At 71.6% G+C, this 18209-nt stretch carries 16 protein-coding genes; 10 read left to right on the top strand and 6 right to left on the bottom strand.

The genetic code is table 11. The features are described from left to right. Position 1 precedes the first annotated feature (1 nt). Positions 2-1945, top strand: a complete 1944-nt coding sequence (locus ACFVGW_RS33895; protein WP_385854670.1) for a fumarate reductase/succinate dehydrogenase flavoprotein subunit — start codon at positions 2-4, stop codon at positions 1943-1945. Next, on the top strand, positions 1942-2691 hold the full coding sequence (locus tag ACFVGW_RS33890) for a succinate dehydrogenase/fumarate reductase iron-sulfur subunit (protein WP_385854669.1): 750 nt from the start codon (positions 1942-1944) through the stop codon (positions 2689-2691). Before ACFVGW_RS33895 ends, ACFVGW_RS33890 begins: the two co-directional genes overlap by 4 nt. A 79-nt stretch (positions 2692-2770) precedes the next feature. On the opposite strand, the gene ACFVGW_RS33885 is transcribed toward ACFVGW_RS33890, so the two are convergent. Next, positions 2771-3625: a helix-turn-helix domain-containing protein gene (locus tag ACFVGW_RS33885; RefSeq protein ID WP_385854668.1), complete on the bottom strand. Its 855-nt coding sequence runs from the start codon at positions 3623-3625 to the stop codon at positions 2771-2773. A 146-nt stretch (positions 3626-3771) separates the two neighbouring features. On the opposite strand from ACFVGW_RS33885, the gene ACFVGW_RS33880 reads away from it, so the two are divergent. Beyond that, the gene (locus tag ACFVGW_RS33880; protein ID WP_385854667.1) at positions 3772-4323 is read left to right on the top strand and encodes a YceI family protein; all 552 of its coding nucleotides are present in this window, start codon (positions 3772-3774) and stop codon (positions 4321-4323) included. A gap of 177 nt (positions 4324-4500) precedes the next feature. On the opposite strand, the gene ACFVGW_RS33875 is transcribed toward ACFVGW_RS33880, so the two are convergent. Continuing rightward, complete coding sequence (locus ACFVGW_RS33875) at positions 4501-6852, bottom strand: ATP-binding cassette domain-containing protein (protein ID WP_385854666.1); 2352 nt, start codon at positions 6850-6852, stop codon at positions 4501-4503. 9 nt (positions 6853-6861) lie between these two features. Then, on the bottom strand, positions 6862-7881 hold the full coding sequence (locus tag ACFVGW_RS33870) for an MsnO8 family LLM class oxidoreductase (RefSeq protein ID WP_385854665.1): 1020 nt from the start codon (positions 7879-7881) through the stop codon (positions 6862-6864). A gap of 192 nt (positions 7882-8073) precedes the next feature. On the opposite strand from ACFVGW_RS33870, the gene ACFVGW_RS33865 reads away from it, so the two are divergent. Continuing rightward, a complete protein-coding gene (locus tag ACFVGW_RS33865) occupies positions 8074-8562 on the top strand; it encodes a hypothetical protein (protein ID WP_385854664.1) in 489 nt (162 codons plus the stop codon). A gap of 114 nt (positions 8563-8676) precedes the next feature. Here ACFVGW_RS33865 and ACFVGW_RS33860 read toward each other — a convergent pair whose 3' ends face one another. The 3 genes from ACFVGW_RS33860 to ACFVGW_RS33850 are packed head-to-tail and all read right to left on the bottom strand — an operon-like array spanning position 8677 to position 10484. After that, positions 8677-8895: a dodecin gene (locus ACFVGW_RS33860; RefSeq protein ID WP_383220391.1), complete on the bottom strand. Its 219-nt coding sequence runs from the start codon at positions 8893-8895 to the stop codon at positions 8677-8679. 26 nt (positions 8896-8921) lie between these two features. Next, positions 8922-9686, bottom strand: coding sequence for a GntR family transcriptional regulator (locus tag ACFVGW_RS33855; RefSeq protein ID WP_352189685.1), 765 nt, complete (start codon positions 9684-9686; stop codon positions 8922-8924). A 30-nt stretch (positions 9687-9716) separates the two neighbouring features. Further along, entirely contained in the window at positions 9717-10484 is a 768-nt protein-coding gene (locus ACFVGW_RS33850; RefSeq protein ID WP_352189684.1) for a GntR family transcriptional regulator, read from the bottom strand. 182 nt (positions 10485-10666) lie between these two features. Between ACFVGW_RS33850 and ACFVGW_RS33845 the strand changes: the two genes are divergently transcribed. From ACFVGW_RS33845 to ACFVGW_RS33820, 6 genes are all read left to right on the top strand, one after another. Beyond that, positions 10667-11923, top strand: a complete 1257-nt coding sequence (locus tag ACFVGW_RS33845; protein WP_385854663.1) for an extracellular solute-binding protein — start codon at positions 10667-10669, stop codon at positions 11921-11923. Then, complete coding sequence (locus tag ACFVGW_RS33840; protein ID WP_385854662.1) at positions 11920-12819, top strand: carbohydrate ABC transporter permease; 900 nt, start codon at positions 11920-11922, stop codon at positions 12817-12819. Before ACFVGW_RS33845 ends, ACFVGW_RS33840 begins: the two co-directional genes overlap by 4 nt. Further along, complete coding sequence (locus tag ACFVGW_RS33835) at positions 12816-13649, top strand: carbohydrate ABC transporter permease (RefSeq protein ID WP_385854661.1); 834 nt, start codon at positions 12816-12818, stop codon at positions 13647-13649. Before ACFVGW_RS33840 ends, ACFVGW_RS33835 begins: the two co-directional genes overlap by 4 nt. A 10-nt stretch (positions 13650-13659) precedes the next feature. Further along, a complete protein-coding gene (locus tag ACFVGW_RS33830; RefSeq protein WP_385854660.1) occupies positions 13660-15168 on the top strand; it encodes a beta-N-acetylhexosaminidase in 1509 nt (502 codons plus the stop codon). Then, complete coding sequence (locus ACFVGW_RS33825; protein WP_385854659.1) at positions 15165-16589, top strand: cellulose binding domain-containing protein; 1425 nt, start codon at positions 15165-15167, stop codon at positions 16587-16589. Before ACFVGW_RS33830 ends, ACFVGW_RS33825 begins: the two co-directional genes overlap by 4 nt. Positions 16590-16808: 219 nt before the next feature. Then, positions 16809-18059: an extracellular solute-binding protein gene (locus tag ACFVGW_RS33820; protein WP_385854658.1), complete on the top strand. Its 1251-nt coding sequence runs from the start codon at positions 16809-16811 to the stop codon at positions 18057-18059. Positions 18060-18209 lie beyond the last annotated feature (150 nt).

Genomic DNA, 18209 nt, shown 5'->3' with positions numbered 1-18209 from the left:
CATGAGCTTCCTCGACTTCACGACCGGTGAGCCGGTCGTCGACCACAAGGCCCCCGCGGGACCCATCGCGGAGCGCTGGGACACCCGCCGCTTCCAGGCCAAGCTGGTCAACCCCGCCAACCGCCGCAAGCACACCGTCATCGTCGTCGGCACCGGCCTCGCCGGCGGCTCCGCCGGCGCGACCCTCGCCGAACAGGGCTACCACGTCGTCCAGTTCTGCTACCAGGACTCCCCGCGGCGCGCCCACTCCATCGCCGCCCAGGGCGGCATCAACGCGGCCAAGAACTACCGAAACGACGGCGACTCCGTCCACCGCCTCTTCTACGACACCGTCAAGGGCGGCGACTTCCGCGCCCGCGAGTCCAACGTCCACCGCCTCGCGCAGATCTCGGTCGAGATCATCGACCAGTGCGTCGCCCAGGGCGTCCCCTTCGCCCGCGAGTACGGCGGACTCCTCGACACCCGCTCCTTCGGCGGCGTCCAGGTCTCCCGCACCTTCTACGCCCGTGGCCAGACGGGCCAGCAGCTGCTCCTCGGCGCGTACCAGGCGCTCTCCCGCCAGATCGCCGCGGGCAACGTCGAGATGCACGCCCGCACCGAGATGCTCGACCTGATCGTGGTCGACGGCCGGGCGCGCGGCATCGTCGCCCGCGACCTGATCACCGGGGCGGTCTCCACCCACTACGCGGACGCGGTGGTCCTCGCCAGCGGCGGCTACGGCAACGTCTTCTACCTGTCGACCAACGCCATGAACTCCAACGCCACCGCAGTCTGGCGGGCCCACCGGCGTGGGGCGTACTTCGCCAACCCCTGTTTCACCCAGATCCACCCCACCTGCATCCCGCGCACCGGCGACCACCAGTCCAAGCTGACGCTGATGAGCGAGTCGCTGCGCAACGACGGCCGCATCTGGGTCCCCAGGGCGAAGGGCGACACCCGGCCGCCCGGCGAGATCCCCGAGGACGAGCGCGACTACTACCTGGAGCGCATCTACCCCTCCTTCGGCAACCTCGTCCCGCGCGACATCGCCTCCCGCGCCGCGAAGAACGTCTGCGACGAAGGGCGTGGCGTCGGCCCCGGCGGGCAGGGCGTGTACCTCGACTTCGCCGACGCCATCCGCCGGATGGGCCGCAAGGCCGTCGAGGAGAAGTACGGCAACCTCTTCGACATGTACGAGCGGATCACCGCCGAGAACCCGTACGAGGTCCCGATGCGGATCTACCCCGCCGTGCACTACACGATGGGCGGCCTCTGGGTCGACTACGACCTCCAGACCACCGTCCCGGGCCTGTTCGCCATCGGCGAGGCCAACTTCTCCGACCACGGTGCCAACCGGCTGGGCGCCTCCGCGCTGATGCAGGGCCTCGCCGACGGCTACTTCGTGCTGCCCTCCACCATCAACGACTACCTCGCCCGCCACCCGGGCGCCGAGCCCGTCACCGACGAACACCCGGTGGTGCGCGAGGTGCTGGCCGAGACCGAGGACCGGCTCAACCTGCTGCTCGCCGTGGACGGGGACCGGACCCCGGACTCCTTCCACCGGGAACTCGGCGAACTGATGTGGGAGTTCTGCGGCATGGCCCGCACCGACGAGGGCCTGCGCAAGGCGCTCGACCGTATCCCGCAGATCCGCGAGGAGTTCTGGCGCCGGATCAAGGTCCCCGGCACCGGCGAGGAGTTCAACCAGTCGCTGGAGAAGGCCAACCGGATCGTCGACTACCTGGAGCTCGCCGAGCTGATGTGCCTCGACGCGCTGAACCGCGCCGAGTCCTGCGGCGGCCACTTCCGCGAGGAGTCCCAGACGCCGGACGGCGAGGCAGCGCGGCGCGACGAGGAGTTCTCGTACGCGGCGGCCTGGGAGTTCACCGAGGGCGGCGCCCCCGTCCTGCACAAGGAAGACCTCGTCTTCGAGTACGTCCACCCCACCCAGCGGAGCTACGCATGAAGCTCACCCTGCGCATCTGGCGCCAGCAGAACTCCGACGCCCCCGGCGCCATGGCCACCTACGACGTCGACGGCATCTCCTCCGACATGTCGTTCCTGGAGATGCTCGACACCCTCAACGAGGAGCTCATCCTGCGCGGGGAGGACCCCGTCGCCTTCGACCACGACTGCCGCGAGGGAATCTGCGGCGCGTGCAGCCTGGTCATCGACGGAGACGCCCACGGCCCCGAGCGCACCACCACCTGCCAGCTCCACATGCGGTCGTTCCGCGACGGCGACACCATCGACGTCGAGCCGTGGCGGGCCTCGGCCTTCCCCGTGGTCAAGGACCTGGTGGTCGACCGCTCCGCCTTCGACCGCATCATCCAGGCCGGCGGCTACATCAGCGCCCCCACGGGCGCGGCCCCCGAGGCGCACGCGACGCCGGTGCCGAAGGCCGACGCCGACTTCGCGTTCGAGCACGCCGAGTGCATCGGCTGCGGTGCCTGCGTGGCCGCCTGTCCGAACGGCTCGGCGATGCTGTTCACCTCGGCGAAGGTCAACCATCTGAACGTGCTGCCCCAGGGTTCCCCGGAGCGCGAGACCCGAGTCCTCGACATGGTCGGCCAGATGGACGCCGAGGGCTTCGGCGGCTGCACCCTCACCGGGGAGTGCGCCACGGCCTGCCCGAAGGGGATCCCGCTCCCGTCGATCGCGGCCATGAACAAGGAGTGGCTCCGCGCGACGCGCAAGTCCGGCCGCCGGTAGAGGCACGGCCCTCCCGGTCGGTCGCCGGTGAGGACGCGGCCTTCCCGGTCAGTGGCCACCAAGGGCCCGGCCTCCCAGGTCAGTCGCCGACCGCGCGCAAGGTGCCCGGCCGGCGGCCGACCAGCCGGTCCAGGGCGGCGGAGGACGCCTCGTCGGCGGGCAGCCGTACCACGAGCCGCTGCCCGTCGGCCTCGGCCAGATCGAGGACCTCGTACGCGAGCCTCAGCTCGCCGGCCTCGGGGTGCACCAGACGCTCGACCCCCGAGCGCTCCGGCAGCACACCGGCGGAGGCCAGCCGGTCCGAGAAGGCCGCGCCGGCCGTGACCGTCAGCTCCCTGGCCAGCTCGGCCATCGCGGGATCGGAGCCGGTGACGCCGAAGTACAGCCCCGCCACCTGCTGGTCGGCGACCCGGTCCCAGTCCGGGTAGACCTCCCGGGCCCTCGGATCGGTGAGCACGTACCGCGGCATGCTCGGCGGATCGCCGTCGAGCAGGCCCACCGGCCCCGCGAGCCGCGCGAAGCCGTCGCTGTACGCGACGATCTCACCCAGCAGGTTCGTCACCGCGGCCGGCGTCTCGCCGAGCCGGTCGACCAGAGCGCGCACCGTGGACCGCACCTCACGGGCGGGGGCCGGGGCGACCGAGCACATGTGCTGGTCCTGCCCGTGCTTCTGCAGCCGCCGCATGTGGACCCGGGCGTCGAGCGGCAGCCGCAGGGCGTCGCTCAGCGCGCCGAGGACCTGCGCCGACGGATTGCGGTCCCGGCCCTGCTCCAGGCGGGCCAGGTACTCGACGCTGATCCCGGCGAGCATCGCCAGCTCCGTACGCCGCAGCCCCGGGGTCCGCCGGCGGGTCCCGGACGGCAGCCCGGCCTCGGCGGGGGTCAGGGCCTCGCGTCGGGCGCGCAGGAACGCTCCCAGTTCGTTGTCGCTCACCCCACGATCGTACGAGCGCGGGGCGGGGAGAGGGTGGCCCTGTCACTACCAGGCTCCGCCACTACCAGGCTCCGCGCTACGAGGCTCCGCACTACCCGTCCGGGCGCGGCCTTCCTCGCGGGACGGCGAGGCCGCAGCGTGGAGCCATGACCACTGAACAGCAGACCAGCCCGACCGCACTTCCGCTGACCGCCGGCCGCTGGGCCTTCGACCCGCTGCACTCCGCCGTCGGCTTCACCGTCCGCCACCTCGGTATCTCCAAGGTGCGCGGCCGTTTCAACGAGCTCGACGCGGAGCTCGTCGTCGGCGAGAGCCTGGCGGACTCGTCGATCACCGCGACCGTCGCGCTGGCCTCCATCGACACGGGGAACGCGGACCGGGACGCGCATGTGCGGGCCGCGGACATGCTCGACGTGGAGAAGCGCCCCACGATGACGTTCCGCTCGACCCGGATCGGCGGTGCGGGCGAGGAATGGACACTCCAGGGCGACCTCACGATCGGGGACGTCACCCGGCCCGTCACCTTCGAGGTGGAGTTCGGCGGAGTCGTGGAGGTGCCGATGGAAGGCAGCCGGCACGCGGGCTTCGACGCCACGGGTGAGTTCCGCCGCAGCGACTTCGGCCTGGACTTCGCCCCCGGCTTCCTCGGCGACGTGATCAAGGTGAGCCTGGAGGTCCAGTTCGTCGAGCCCGCGTAGGACTCGCAGGGGGCCTCAGGGCCTCTCGTTTGGATCTTGCCGGGCTCGCGTGCCCTGGTGCCGCGCCTCGCCGCGTTGTCGTCGGTCGGCATGGCTCCGCCATGCCTCCCTCCTCCGCCTTGCGATCCACGGCACCAGACCCCGCTCACTGATCCGGCCTGATCCAAACGAAAGACCCTAGCCGCCGAGCCGGGCCGCGAGATAGCGCGCGGTCCGGCTCTTTGGCGAGGCGGCCACCGTGTGCGGCGGGCCCTGCGCCACGATCCTGCCGCCCTCCTCGCCGCCGCCCGGACCGAGGTCGAGCACCCAGTCCGCCGTGGCGACCACGTCCATGTCGTGCTCCACGACGACCACCGAATGCCCGGCGTCGACCAGTCCGTGGAGCTGGCGCATCAGCACCTCCACGTCGGCCGGGTGGAGGCCGGTCGTCGGCTCGTCCAGGACGTAGAGGGTGTGCCCGCGGCGCAGCCGCTGGAGCTCGGCGGCGAGTTTGATGCGCTGGGCCTCGCCCCCGGACAGCTCGGTCGCCGGCTGTCCGAGCCGCAGATAGCCGAGGCCGACGTCGAGCAGCGTGCGCAGACTGCGGGCGGCCGCCGGGATGCCGGCGAAGAAGCCGGCCGCCGACTCGACCGTCAGATCCAGGACCTCCGCGATCGTCAGACCCCGCAGCCGCACCTCCAGGGTCTCCGGGTTGTAGCGGGCGCCCCGGCAGTCGGGGCAGGGGGCGTACGTGCTCGGCAGGAACAGCAGCTCGACCGAGACGAAGCCCTCGCCCTGACAGGTCTCGCACCGCCCGCCGGGCACGTTGAACGAGAACCGCCCCGCCCTGTACCCACGCTCCCGGGCCTCCTCGGTGGCCGTGAACAGTTTGCGCACCACGTCGAAGAGACCCGTGTACGTGGCGAGGTTGGAACGCGGTGTCCGCCCGATCGGTTTCTGGTCCACCGTCACCAGCCGTCCCACACCCTCCAGTTCCTCGCCGAGCGTGCCGACCAGGGTCGACTTGCCCGATCCCGAGACCCCGGTCACTGCTGTGAGGACACCGGTCGGGAAGGCCGCCTCGACCGCCTTGAGGTTGTGCCGGGAGACCGGTCCGGTGCGCAGCCAGCCGGTGGGCCGGCGCACCGTACGCCCGGGGGCGGGCGCGCGGTCGAAGAGGAAGCGGCGGGTCGCCGACTCCTCCACCCCTGCCAGTTCCCTCGGCGGACCGCTGTGCAGCACCCGGCCGCCGTGCACCCCCGCGCGCGGGCCGACGTCCACGATCCAGTCGGCATGGCGGATCACGTCGAGATGGTGCTCCACCACGAACACCGTGTTGCCGGCGGCCTTGAGCCGGTCGAGGACGACCAGCAGCGCCTCGGTGTCGGCCGGGTGCAGGCCCGCGGACGGCTCGTCGAGTACGTACACGACACCGAAGAGGCCCGAGCGCAACTGGGTCGCCAGGCGCAGCCGTTGGAGCTCGCCGCTGGAGAGCGACGGGGTGGTGCGGTCCAGACTGAGATAGCCGAGGCCCAGCTCGGTCACCGTGCCGATCCGCGCGACGAGGTCCTCGGTCAGGAACCGCGCCGTCTCCGATCCGTCGTGCTCCGTCAGGAGCCCCGCAAGTGCTGTCAGCGGAAGAGCGGCCAGCTCGGCGATCGTCCGTCCCGCGAAGGTCACCGCGAGCGCCTCCGGACGCAGCCGGCCGCCCCCGCACACCGGGCACGGCGCGCTGGTCAGGAAGCGCTCGGCCTTCGCCCGCAGGGTGGCGCTCTTCGAGTCGGAGAACGTGTGCATCACATAGCGCCGGGCGCTCATGTACGTTCCCTGGTAAGGGCGTTGGATGCGGTCGGCCTCCCGTACCGGGTGGACCGTGACGACCGGCTGCTCCTGGGTGAAGAGGATCCACTCCCTGTCCTTCGCGTCGAGCTCCCGCCACGGGCGGTCGACGTCGTGGCCGAGCGCGTCCAGCACATCGCGGAGGTTCTTGCCCTGCCAGGCGCCGGGCCACGCGGCGATCGCCCCCTCCCTGATCGACAACTCCGGGTCCGGTACGAGGAGTTCCTCGCTGGTCTCGTGGACGAGCCCCAGACCGTGGCACTCGGGGCAGGCGCCGACGGCGGTGTTCGGTGAGAACGCGTCGGAGTCGAGCCGCGCGGCCCCCTTCGGATACGTCCCGGTGCGTGAGAACAGCATGCGCAGCGAGTTGGAGAGCGTCGTGACCGTGCCGACCGAGGAGCGGGTGTTCGGCGAGGAACGGCGCTGTTCGAGGGAGACCGCCGGGGGAAGCCCGGTGATCTCGCCGACCTTCGGCGCCCCCACCTGATGGATCAGCCGCCGGGCGTAAGGCGCGACCGACTCGAAGTAGCGGCGCTGGGCCTCCGCGTAGATCGTCCCGAACGCGAGCGAGGACTTGCCGGAGCCGGACACCCCGGTGAAGACGGCGATCGCGTCACGCGGGACGTCCACGTCGACGCCCGCGAGGTTGTGCTCGCGGGCGCCGCGGACGCGGACGTACGGGTCGTGGCCGTCGTTGCGTGTGTCGGGCATTCCGTAATTCTAGGTGTTTGCGCTGGTCAGGCCCGCCACGCGCGCCAGACGGCGGTACGAGTCGAGGAGCGCCGCGCGGTCGTACGTACTGGTCGTCACCAGCACTTCCTGCGCCCCGCTCTCCTTCACCACCCGCTCCAGCGCGTCGCCGACCTGCTCCTCCGTGCCGTACACGTGCCCCGTCAGCCCCGACTCGAAGAAGCCGCGTTGCTTGTCGGTCATGGGGAGCCGCAGGACCTCCTCCACGGGCCTGAGGGGCGGGAAGACGCCCTGGGTGCGGGAGTGGGCGAGCGACCACGCCTCCGGTATCAGCAGGCTCCGCGCCTCCTCCTCGGTCGCGGCGACGGCGACGGTGCCCGCGACCACGACGTACGGCTCCTCGGCCCACGCCGACGGCCGGAACGCGGACCGGTAGGCGTCGACGGCGCCCAGCATCCGCTCCCTGCCGCGCAGATCGCCGATCACCAGGGGCAGCCCCGCCTCGGCGGCGATCGAGGCGCCCGCGCCGGTCGCGAGGACGTACGGCGGAACCCGCAGGCCCTCCGCCGGGCGGGCGTGCACCTGGGGGTGGGCGGTCTGGGTGCCCTCGAACCAGCCCAGCAGTTCCGACAGCTGCTCGCCGAACCGGTCCGCGTCCTCCTTGTCCCGGCCGAGCGCGCGCCGGATCCCGTCGGTGAAGCCGACGGAGCGGCCGAGGCCCATGTCGATCCGGCCGGGGAACAGCGACTCCAGGACGCCGAACTGTTCGGCGACGACCATCGGCTGGTGGTTGGGGAGCATCACCCCGCCGGTCCCGACCCGGATGGCCGAGGTCGCGGCGGCCACGGCGGCCGCGAGCACGGTCGGCGCGGAACCGGCCACGCCCGGCACGCTGTGGTGCTCCGAGACCCAGAACCGGTGGTACCCGAGCGCCTCCACCTCCCGCGCGAGCTCCACGCTCGCCCGCAGGGCGAGCGCCCCGTCCTCACCCTCCCGGGTCCGGGAGCGGTCGAGGACGGAGAAGCGGATGCCGCCGAGAGAAGAGGTCACGCAGGGTTCAACGCGCGGGGGCGCGGAGGATTCCCGGAGGGGTGAGGCTCGGAGACTCGGTGACTCGTGTGCCGGCACCTCGGCGTTCCCGCCCGCCGGCACCTCGGCGTTGCCCGCCGGCCTCCCGGCGACCCCCGGCGCTCCGGGCGGGCCGTGTGCCCTGGCCCGGCCCGTACTGCCTACGCTGTCCGTGTGACGCGCAACCGCAGCCCCCTCGCCGTGTTCGACCTCGACAACACCCTCGCCGGCACCGCCCACCGGCAGCGGTTCCTGGAGCGCCGGCCGCGCGACTGGGCGGCGTTCTTCGCCGCGGCGCCGCACGACCCGCCGCTCGCGGAGGGCGTCGCGCTGTGCGTCGAGGCCGCCGAGGAATGCGAGATCGTCTATCTCACCGGGCGCCCCGAGCGCTGCCGCCGGGACACCGTCGCATGGCTGGCCGCACAGGGGCTGCCGGAGGGCGCCCTCCACATGCGGCGCGACCGCGACTTCCGCCCCGCGCGCCACACCAAGCTGGAGATCCTGCGCCGGCTCGGCCGCGAGCGTGAGATCCGGATGCTCGTCGACGACGACGAGCTGGTCTGCGACGCGGCCGAGGAGGCCGGCTTCACGGTCGTACGGGCCCGCTGGGCGACCGCTTCGGAGGCGCTGAAGGACGCACAGGAGAAGGAGGGCCGTACCTGACCGCGGAAGGCCGCGTCAGCCGCCCTCCCTCGCCGGGCGCTGCCCCCTGGCGACGTGGCACCCCTCGCGACGTGGCTGCCCTCACGACGGGGCTGCCCTCACGACGTGCCCCCGTCAGGCCCCGTCCTCCTCCAGCCGGAAGCCGACCTTGAGACCGACCTGGTAGTGGCCGATCTGCCCGTCGACGATGTGGCCGCGGACCTGCGTCACCTCGAACCAGTCCAGACCCCGGAGGTTCTGCCCGGCACGCTGGATGCCGTTGCGGATGGCCTGGTCGACGCCGTCCGGGGAGGTGCCGACGATCTCGGTGACGCGATACGTGTGGTTCGACATGGCGGCCGAACTCCTCTCGGTGGGGGTCACTCCACGGTGCCCCACCACGCCCCGGTCCGCGACACGTCGGGCTCCGGGTGGTCGGGCGCGCCGTCGGTGAGCGCGAGGCGGGAGACGATCCGGTAGCGGTCGCCCCGGTACAGCGAGCGGACGTGTTCGACCGGGCGCCCGCCCGTGTCCGACGTGATCCGGTCGAAGAGCAGCGCGGGGGAGAGGACGGGGACGTCGAGCAGTGCGGCCTCCTCCTCGCTCAGGACCGTCGGCTCGATCGACTGCACGGCCCGCGCCGTCCGGATGCCGCACTTCTCCCTCAGATGCGCGTAGAAGCCGCGCTCCATGTCGGCCGGCGTCAGACCCGGGACCAGTTCGGCCGGGACGTGCAGGTGTTCCAGGGCGATCGGCGCGCCGTCCACGCGCCGCAGCCGCGCCACGTAGACCAGCTCCGCCGCCGGGGAGACCGTCAGCTTCCGGCCGATCCGTGCGCCCGCCCGCACGGTTCGGAACTCGAGCACCGTGCTCGTCCAGCTGCCCCGGCTCGGGGGCGCTCCCGCCGCGTGGTCCTCGGCCACCAGCTCCTGGGTGATCTTGGCGGGGGCGACGAACATGCCGCGCCCGTGTTCCCGTACGAGCGCTCCCGTGGCCACGAGCTCGTCGACGGCCGCGCGCAGGGTGGGGCGCGAGACGCCGAGGGTCGCGCACAGGGTGCGCTCCGAGGGGATCGCGTCGCCCGGGCGGCGTCCGTCGATCACGGCCAGCAGATGCTCCCGTACCCGCTCCCGCTTGAGTTCCATCCCGTGCCCTCCCCGCCGTGGTTCCGGCGGTCAGTATGCATCGCCCTCCGTCGAGGAGGTCACGACGCCGTCGCGGGTGAAGTCGAGGCGGGAGACGATCCGGTAGCGGTCGCCCCGGTAGACGGAGTGGACGTACTCGACGGGCCGTGCCGAGGTGTCCAGGGTGAGGCGCTCGATCAGCAGGGCGGGGGAGAGGACGGGGACGTCGAGCAGGCGCGCCTCCGCCTCGCTGACGACGGTCGGTTCGATGGACTGCGTCGCCTCCCGGACGTGGACGCGATGGTGCTCGCGCAGATGGTCGTAGAGATCGCCGGCCTCCAGCTCCTCGGCGGTGAGTGCGGAGGGCACCAGGTCTGCCGGGATGTGGAGGTGCTCGATGGCCATGGGGGAGCCGTCGACCAGGCGGAGCCGGGCGATGTAGAGCAGTTCGGCGGCGGGGGAGACCCGGAGCTTGCGTCCGATCCGGGCCCCCGCCCGCGTCCTGGCGGACTCGAGCACCGTGCTCGACCAGCTGCCGGCCGCCCGGGGCACGGCGAACGCCGTGTCGTCCGGGGCGAGTTGCTGGGTGATCTTGGCGGGGGCGACGAACATGCCGCGCCCGTGTTCCCGTACGAGCGCCCCTGTGGCCACGAGCTCGTCGACGGCCGCGCGCAGGGTGGGGCGCGAGACGCCGAGGGCGGCGCACAGGGTGCGCTCCGAGGGGATCGGGTCACCCGGGCCGCCCGCCTCGATCAGGCCCAGCAGATGCTCCCGTACCCGCTCCCGCTTCAGCACCCCGCCCGAGGGGCTGTCCTTCATGCGCTCTCCCTGACTCCTGACTGGTCAACTGGTAAGCCCCATCCTAGCCAGGCTCTCGGGTGGGAGGTCTGTGAACAACGCATATTTTTCTAGGGGTTGACGGCCTCATTGGTCCATGCCACCTTCTGGTCACGCAGCTGACCACTTGACCAATTGGTCAATTCCCTTTCTCCGAGGTGCCCGTGAAGACCAGATCCCTCGCAGCGCCCGTCGCCGTCGCGGCGACCCTCGCCCTCTGCGCCACCGCCTGCGGCTCGACCGACGACCCGCAGGCCGCGGACTCCCGCGAGGTCACCGTGTGGATCATGAAGGACAGCGTCACCGACGACTTCCTCACCCGTTTCCGTACCGACTTCGAGGCGACGCACCGGGGCACCACCCTCGACATCCAGATCCAGGAGTGGGACGGCATCGGCGAGAAGGTCACCGCCGCCCTCGCCGGCAACGACGCCCCGGACGTCATCGAGGTCGGCAACACACAGATCGCCCAGTACGCGGCGAGCGGCGGCGTCCGCGACCTCAGCGACAAGGTCGACGCGCTGAACGGCGCCGACTGGCTGCCCGGACTCGCCGAGCCCGGCAGGATCGACGGCAAGCAGTACGGCATCCCCTGGTACGCCGCCAGCCGGGTCGTCATCTATCACAAGGACCTCTTCGCGCAGGCCGGCATCACCGCTCCGCCCAAGACCCGCGACGAGTGGCTCGCCGTCACCGCCAAGCTGGACAAGGGCCCGACCCAGGGCATCTACCTCCCCGGCCAGAACTGGTACGCCCTCGCCGGCTTCGTCTGGGAGGACGGCGGCGACCTCGCCGTACGCGACGGCGAGACGTGGAAGGGCGCGCTCGACACCCCGGAGGCGCTCGCCGGCATGGACTTCTACCGGCAGCTCCAGGCCCTCGGCAAGGGGCCCAAGGACTCCGACGAGGCCAAGCCCCCGCAGGCCGACGTCTTCGCCAAGGGCGACGTCGCCCAGATCATCGCCGTACCGGGCGGCGCGAAGATCGTCGAGGAGGCCAACCCCGCGCTCAAGGGCAAGCTCGGCTTCTTCCCGATCCCCGGCAAGTCGGCCGACAGGCCCGGCGCCGTCTTCACCGGCGGTTCGGATCTCATCGTCCCCGAGGCCTCCGCCCACCCCGACGGCGCCTACGAGGTGATCAAGGCGCTGGCCGGTGAGAAGTGGCAGACGGAGATGGCCAGGACGATGAGCTACGTTCCCAACCGCACCTCGCTCGCCCGGGTCATCCAGGACGACCCCGGCACCGCCGCCATGGCCGCCGGGGCCGCGCAGGGCCGTGCGACGCCCAACTCCCCCCAGTGGGCGGCCGTCGAGGCCACCAACCCGATCAAGCAGTACCTGACCGCCGTGCTCACCGGTACCGATCCGGCGAAGGCCGCCAAGGACGCGTCGGAGAGCATCACCAAGACCCTCGGCTCGTGAGCGGGCGGCGCCGGGCCGCTCTCTGGCCCTACCTCCTCGTCGCGCCGACGGTCCTCGGCGGCGCCCTGCTCCTCGGCTACCCCCTCGTCCGCAACCTGCTGATCTCCCTCCAGCGCTACGGGATGGGCGAACTGATCCGGGGAGACGCGGCGTTCGTCGGACTCGGCAACTACCGGACCGTCCTGGCCGACCCCGAGTTCTGGGAGGTCGTCCGGCGCACCTTCTGGTGGACCCTGATCAACGTCGCCCTGATCATGGTGATCGGCACCCTGGTCGCGCTGATGATGCGCAGGCTGAGCCGGCGGATGCGGATCCTGGTGACGAGCGGGCTGGTCATGGCCTGGGCCAGCCCGGTCATCGCCACCACCACCGTCTTCCAGTGGCTCTTCGCCTCCCGTCTCGGTGTCGTCAACTGGGTGCTCGTACGGCTGGGGTTCAGCTCCTACGAGGGGTACTCCTGGCTCGCCGACGGCACGGCCGCCTTCACCGTCCTCGTCCTGCTCGTGGTCTGGCAGTCCGTCCCGTTCGCCGCCATCACCCTGCACGCGGCGCTGATGACCGTCCCCGAGGAGCTGTACGAGTCGGCCCGGCTGGACGGGGCCGGGGCCTGGCGGATCTTCCACGCGATCACCCTGCCCCTGCTCCGGCCCCTCTTCGGCCTGGTCCTCTGCCTCGAAGTGATCTGGGTCTTCCGCTGCTTCGCCCAGATCTGGGCCGTCACCCGCGGCGGCCCCGGCGACGCGACCACCACGCTGCCCGTGTACGCCTACCGGGTCGCCCAGTCCCTGCACCGCTACGACCTCGGCTCGGCCGTCTCGACCCTGACCGTGCTCCTGCTGGTCGCCGTGCTGATCGCCTACTTCCGTCAGCTGCTCCGGCAGGAGGCCGACCGGTGACACCCCGCGCCCTGCGCCGCCTGCCGCTGAACACGGCCGCGGCGATCGTCTTCGTCCTCGCCGTCTTCCCCGTGTACTGGATGGTCCTGACCGCCTTCAAACCCACCCGCGACATCCAGACCGAGACCCCGGTCTTCCTGCCCACCTCCCTCACGCTGGAGCACTTCGTACACGCCGTGGAGGCGGACGGCTTCTGGCTCTTCTGGCGCAACAGCCTGCTCGTCACCGCCGGCTGCGTGCTGCTCGCGCTCGTCGTGGCGCTCGGCGCCGCGTTCGCCGTCGCCCGGATGCGCTGGCGCGGCCGCCGGGGCTTCATCCTGATGGTCTTCATCGCCCAGGTGGCGCCCTGGGAAGCCCTGTTGATCCCCATGTACGTCATCGCCCGGGACGCCGACCTGCTCGACCGGCTGGCGACCCTGACGCTGATCTACTTCATGATCACCCTGCCCTTCACCATCGTGACCCTGCGCTCCTTCCTCGCCGCCGTCCCCGCCGAGCTCGAAGAGGCCGCCCAGGTCGACGGCTGCACCCGGGCGGAGGCGTTCCGCCGGGTGACCCTGCCGCTGCTCGCCCCGGGCCTCCTCGCCACCTCGCTCTTCGGATTCATCACCGCCTGGAACGAGTTCGCCTTCGCCAACATGCTGATCATCAAGAACCAGGACGACCGGACGCTGCCCGTCTGGCTCTCGTCCTTCTCCAACGTCTTCGGTACCGACTGGGGCGCCACCATGGCCGCCTCCACCCTCTTCGCCCTGCCCGTCCTCGTCCTGTTCCTGGTCCTGCAGGGCCGGGTCGCCGCCGGGATGACCGGCGGAGCCGTGAAGGGATAACGAGCACGCCATGCGCCTGCCCCCACTCGTTCCCCAGCCCACCCAACTCCACCCGCTGCCCGGCAGGTTCACCTTCGACCACACCACCGCGCTCAAGACCGCCCGTGGTGCCGAAGGGGCCGCCCGGCTGCTGCGCACCCTCCTCGCACCCGCCACCGGTCTGCCCCTGCCCGAACGGTCCGACGGCACGGTCGTCCTCGCCCTCGACCCCGCCCTCACCGGCCTCGGCGAGGAGGGATACGGCCTGACGGTCGGCACCGAAGGGGTGCTGATGCGCGCCGCCCGCCCCCAAGGGCTCCTCGCCGGTGTCCAGACGCTCCGTCAACTCCTGCCCGTGCAGGCGTTGTACGACGGTCCCTCGCCCGGCGTCGCCTGGTCCGTCCCCTGTGTGCAGATCACCGACACGCCCCGGTTCTCCTGGCGTGGAGCCATGCTCGACGTCGCCCGCACCTTCCGGCCCGTCTCCTTCCTCCACCGGTACGTCGACCTCCTCGCCCTCCACAAACTCAACGTCCTCCACCTCCACCTCACCGACGACCAGGGCTGGCGCATGCCCGTCGCGGCACACCCCCGGCTCACCGAGATCGGCGGCCGTGCGCACGGCGGCGCCTACACCCGTACCGAGCTCACCGCCCTGGTGCGGCACGCCGCCGAGCGCGGAGTGACCGTCGTCCCCGAGATCGAGATGCCCGGCCACGTCAGGGCCGCGCTCGCCGCCTATCCCGCGCTCGGCAACCGGCCGGACCGCGCCCTCGACGTCTGGGACCGCTGGGGGGTGTGCGACACGGTCCTGGGCGTCCACGACGAGGTCCTGGACTTCTGCCGCGACGTCCTCGACGAGGTGATGGACGTCTTCCCCTCGCCGTACGTCCACGTCGGGGGAGAGGAGTGCCCGACCACCGAATGGCACGCCTCGGCCGCCGCGCGCCGGCGCGCCGCCGAGGAGGGGCTCGACGGGCCCGGCGCCCTCCACGGCTGGTTCATGGAACGGATCGGCCGCCATCTCCTCGACGCCGGACGCCGGCCGCTCGGCTGGACCGAGACCGGCGCCGACCTCCCCCCGTACTTCACCGTCATGCCCTGGCGCGACACCGCCCACGGCCGCACCGCCGCCCGCCGCGGCCACCGGGTCGTCATGGCGCCGCACCGCACCACCTACCTCGACTATCCGCAGTCGGCGCGCTCCGACGAACCCCCGGGCCAGCCCGGTGCCGTCGTCGACCTGCGCGCCGTCCACGGCACCGATCCGGCGCCCGCCCACTGGAGCGCCGACGAGAGCGCCCAGGTGCTCGGCGCCCAGGCCCAGTTGTGGACCGAGTACGTGCCCACCGCCGCGCACGCCGAGTACCTGACCTTCCCGCGGCTCTGCGCCCTCGCGGAGGTCGCCTGGGCCGGGCGTGGCGACTGGAGCGCCTTCCTGACGCGGCTGCGCCACCACAGGACCCGGCTCGACGCCCTCGGGGTGCCGCGCCGCCTTTCCCCCACCCCCGTCACCCCCTCAGGAGAGGAAACCCGATGAGTGAACCGAAGAGCACCAGGAACCTGCGGGTACGCGCCGCGCTCGTCGTCGCCGCCGTGACCGGCCTCGGCGCCACCGCCCTGACCGCCCTCCCGGCGGCCGCGGCCGGCGAGGCCGTCACCGTCCAGTACCGGCAGAGCGCCACCGGCAGCGACCAGGTCGAGCCCTGGTTCAAGGTGGTCAACTCCGGCTCGTCGAGCGTGCCGTTGAGCCAGGTGAAGGTGCGGTACTACTTCAAGGCCGACGCGGGAGCCTCGTACACCTACGCCTGCTCCTGGGCGGTCAAGGGCTGCGCGAACCTCACCGGAACCTTCGGCACCCTCGCCCATCCCACCGCCACCGCCGACCGCTATCTGGAGGTCGGCTTCACCGCCGGCGCCGGAAGTCTCGCCCCCGGCGCGGACACCGGAGACATGCAGCTGCGCTTCCACCGCTCCAACTGGCAGCCGCTGAACCAGAGCGACGACTACTCCTTCGGTCCGTCGCAGACGGCCTACGCGAACTGGAGCAAGGTCACCGCCACCGTCGGCGGTGTCCAGGTCTGGGGCACGGCCCCCGCGGGCAACGAGCCCACCCCGACCCCGACCGACCCCACCACACCGCCACCCACCGGCGGGGCCGCGCTCTTCGACGACTTCGACTACACCGGCCACACCGACCCCGCGGTCTCCGCCCACGGATGGAGCGTGCGGTCCAACTCCGGTGGACCGGGGGTGCCGGGAGCCACCTGGGCCGCCGAGAACGTGACCTTCGCCAAGGAGGGCACCAACTCGATCATGAACCTGCGGACCTCGACCGCCGGCACCGCCGAGTCGACCAGGCAGACCGAGATCCTCACCCGCTCGACGAAGTTCAGGAACGGCACGTACGCCGCACGGGTCCGCTTCTCCGACGCTCCGGTCTCCGGGCCGGACGGCGACCGCCTCGTCCAGACCTTCTTCACCATCAACGACCTCAAGGCGCCGATGGCCGACGACTACGCCGAGTACGACTTCGAGTACCTGCCCAACGGCGGCTGGGGCGAGCCCGCCAACATCCTCTACACCACCTCGTGGGAGACCTACCGGCCCGACCCCTGGGAGGCGGTCAACCAGCACTCGGAGGTCCGCGCGAGCTACGCCGGCTGGCACGACCTGGTCCTGACCATCGACGACAACACGATCGTCTACTACGTCGACGGCCAGGAGTTCGGACGCCACGACGCCCGCTATCTGCCCGAGCGCCCCATGTCCATCAACTTCAACCAGTGGCTCATCGACCTCCAGGGCCAGACGTCGACCACACCCCGGTCCTACGACCAGAAGGTCGACTACGTCCTGCACGTGAAGGACCAGGTCCTGACCCCGGCACAGGTGGCGGCCAAGGTCGCGGCCTACCGCACGGCGGGCACCGCCTTCGAGGACTCCGTACCGGCCGTCTAGCGGCTGCGATCCCGGACGGTCCCGGCCGGCCCTACCCGGGGTAACGGGCGGGCGTGCCGCGCACGCCTGCCCGGAACCGGACAGCCCTGGGCTTGACCACTTCGTTGGTCCAGACCAGAATCCAGGCCACGCACCCGCACGAACACGCCGTTCGGTCCCCCCACGACGGGTCAGCTCCCCATGCCGCACTCCATTCATGGAACGCAGAAGGTGACCTACGTGAAGAACCGCCACCTGGCCTGTCCCCTGGCAGCCGCGACCGCCCTCGCCCTCGCGGGCTGCGGGCTCCTCCCCGGCGACGAGGGCGGGACCCGAACGGTGAACGTCTGGCTGATGCGCGACAGCGCCAGCGAGGACTTCCTCCAACGCTTCGAGGCCGCGTACGAGGCGGAACACGAGGGCGTCGAGCTCGAATTCACCATCCAGGAATGGACGGGCATCGGCAAGAAGGTCACCGAGGCGATCCGCGGCGAGGGCGGACCCGACGTCATCGAGGTGGGCAACACCCAGGTCGCGCAGTACGCCGACACCGACAAGCTCTACGACCTCACGCTGGAGTCCGTACGCGACCTCGGGAGCGAGGACTGGCTGCCCGGCCTCGCCGAGCCCGGACGCATCGGCGGATCCCAGTACGGGATCCCCTGGTACGCCGCCAACCGCGTCGTGATCTACCACAAGGACCTCTTCGAGCAGGCCGGCATCACCAAGCCGCCCACCAGCCGGGCCCAGTGGCTCGACGACACCGAGAAGCTCAACGGCACCGGGTCCCAGGGCATCTACCTCGCGGGGCAGGACTGGTACACCCTCGCCGGGTTCATCTGGGACGAGGGCGGCGAACTCGCCGAGGACAAGGGCGGCGACTGGACCGGCTCCCTGGACAGCCCCGCCGCCCTGCGCGGCATGGAGTTCTACAAGGACCTCCAGTCCCTGGGCTCCGGCCCCAAGGACGCCGACGAACAGACGCCGCCCCAGGCCGAGGTCTTCGCCCGGGGGGACGTCGCCCAGATCATCGCCACCCCCAGTGCCGTCGCCGCCATCACCAAGGCCAACCCCGGACTCGCGGACAAGCTCGGCTTCTTCCCGATACCCGGCAAGAAGGCCGGACAGCCCTGCGCGGTCTTCACCGGCGGCTCCGACCTGATCGTCCCGGAGAACGCGCCCGAGCGGAACGCCGCCATCGAGGTCGTCAAGGCGCTCGCCGGCGAGAAGTGGCAGACGGAGCTCGCCCGTGCCATGAACAACGTCCCCAACAAGACCTCCCTCGCCTCCGTCGTCCAGGGCCAGGAGGCCACCGCCGTCATGGCCCGCGCGGCCGCCCGCGGCCGTGCCACACCGAACTCCCCGCAGTGGGCCGACGTCGAGGCGGCCAACCCGATCAAGCCCTACATGACGGCCGTCCTCCAGGGCGAGAACCCGAAGCAGGCCGCCCGGGCCGCCTCCGAGAAGATCACCCAGACGCTCGGCGAATAGCCGGGCACACCGAAGAACCAGGCCACGCGGGGTCCACCGACCAGCATTCAGCACCTACACACCCGCGAGCCCCCGAACGGTCATGTCGAATCCAGTCGGCCACGGAAGAAGTAAGGAGCCGGACCACCGCTCACCCGGTCCGGCCCTCAC

Source organism: Streptomyces sp. NPDC127129 (assembly GCF_042671585.1).
In the GTDB taxonomy this organism is placed as follows: Bacteria; Actinomycetota; Actinomycetes; order Streptomycetales; family Streptomycetaceae; genus Streptomyces.
This window is presented reverse-complemented; position numbering and strand designations above follow the sequence as displayed.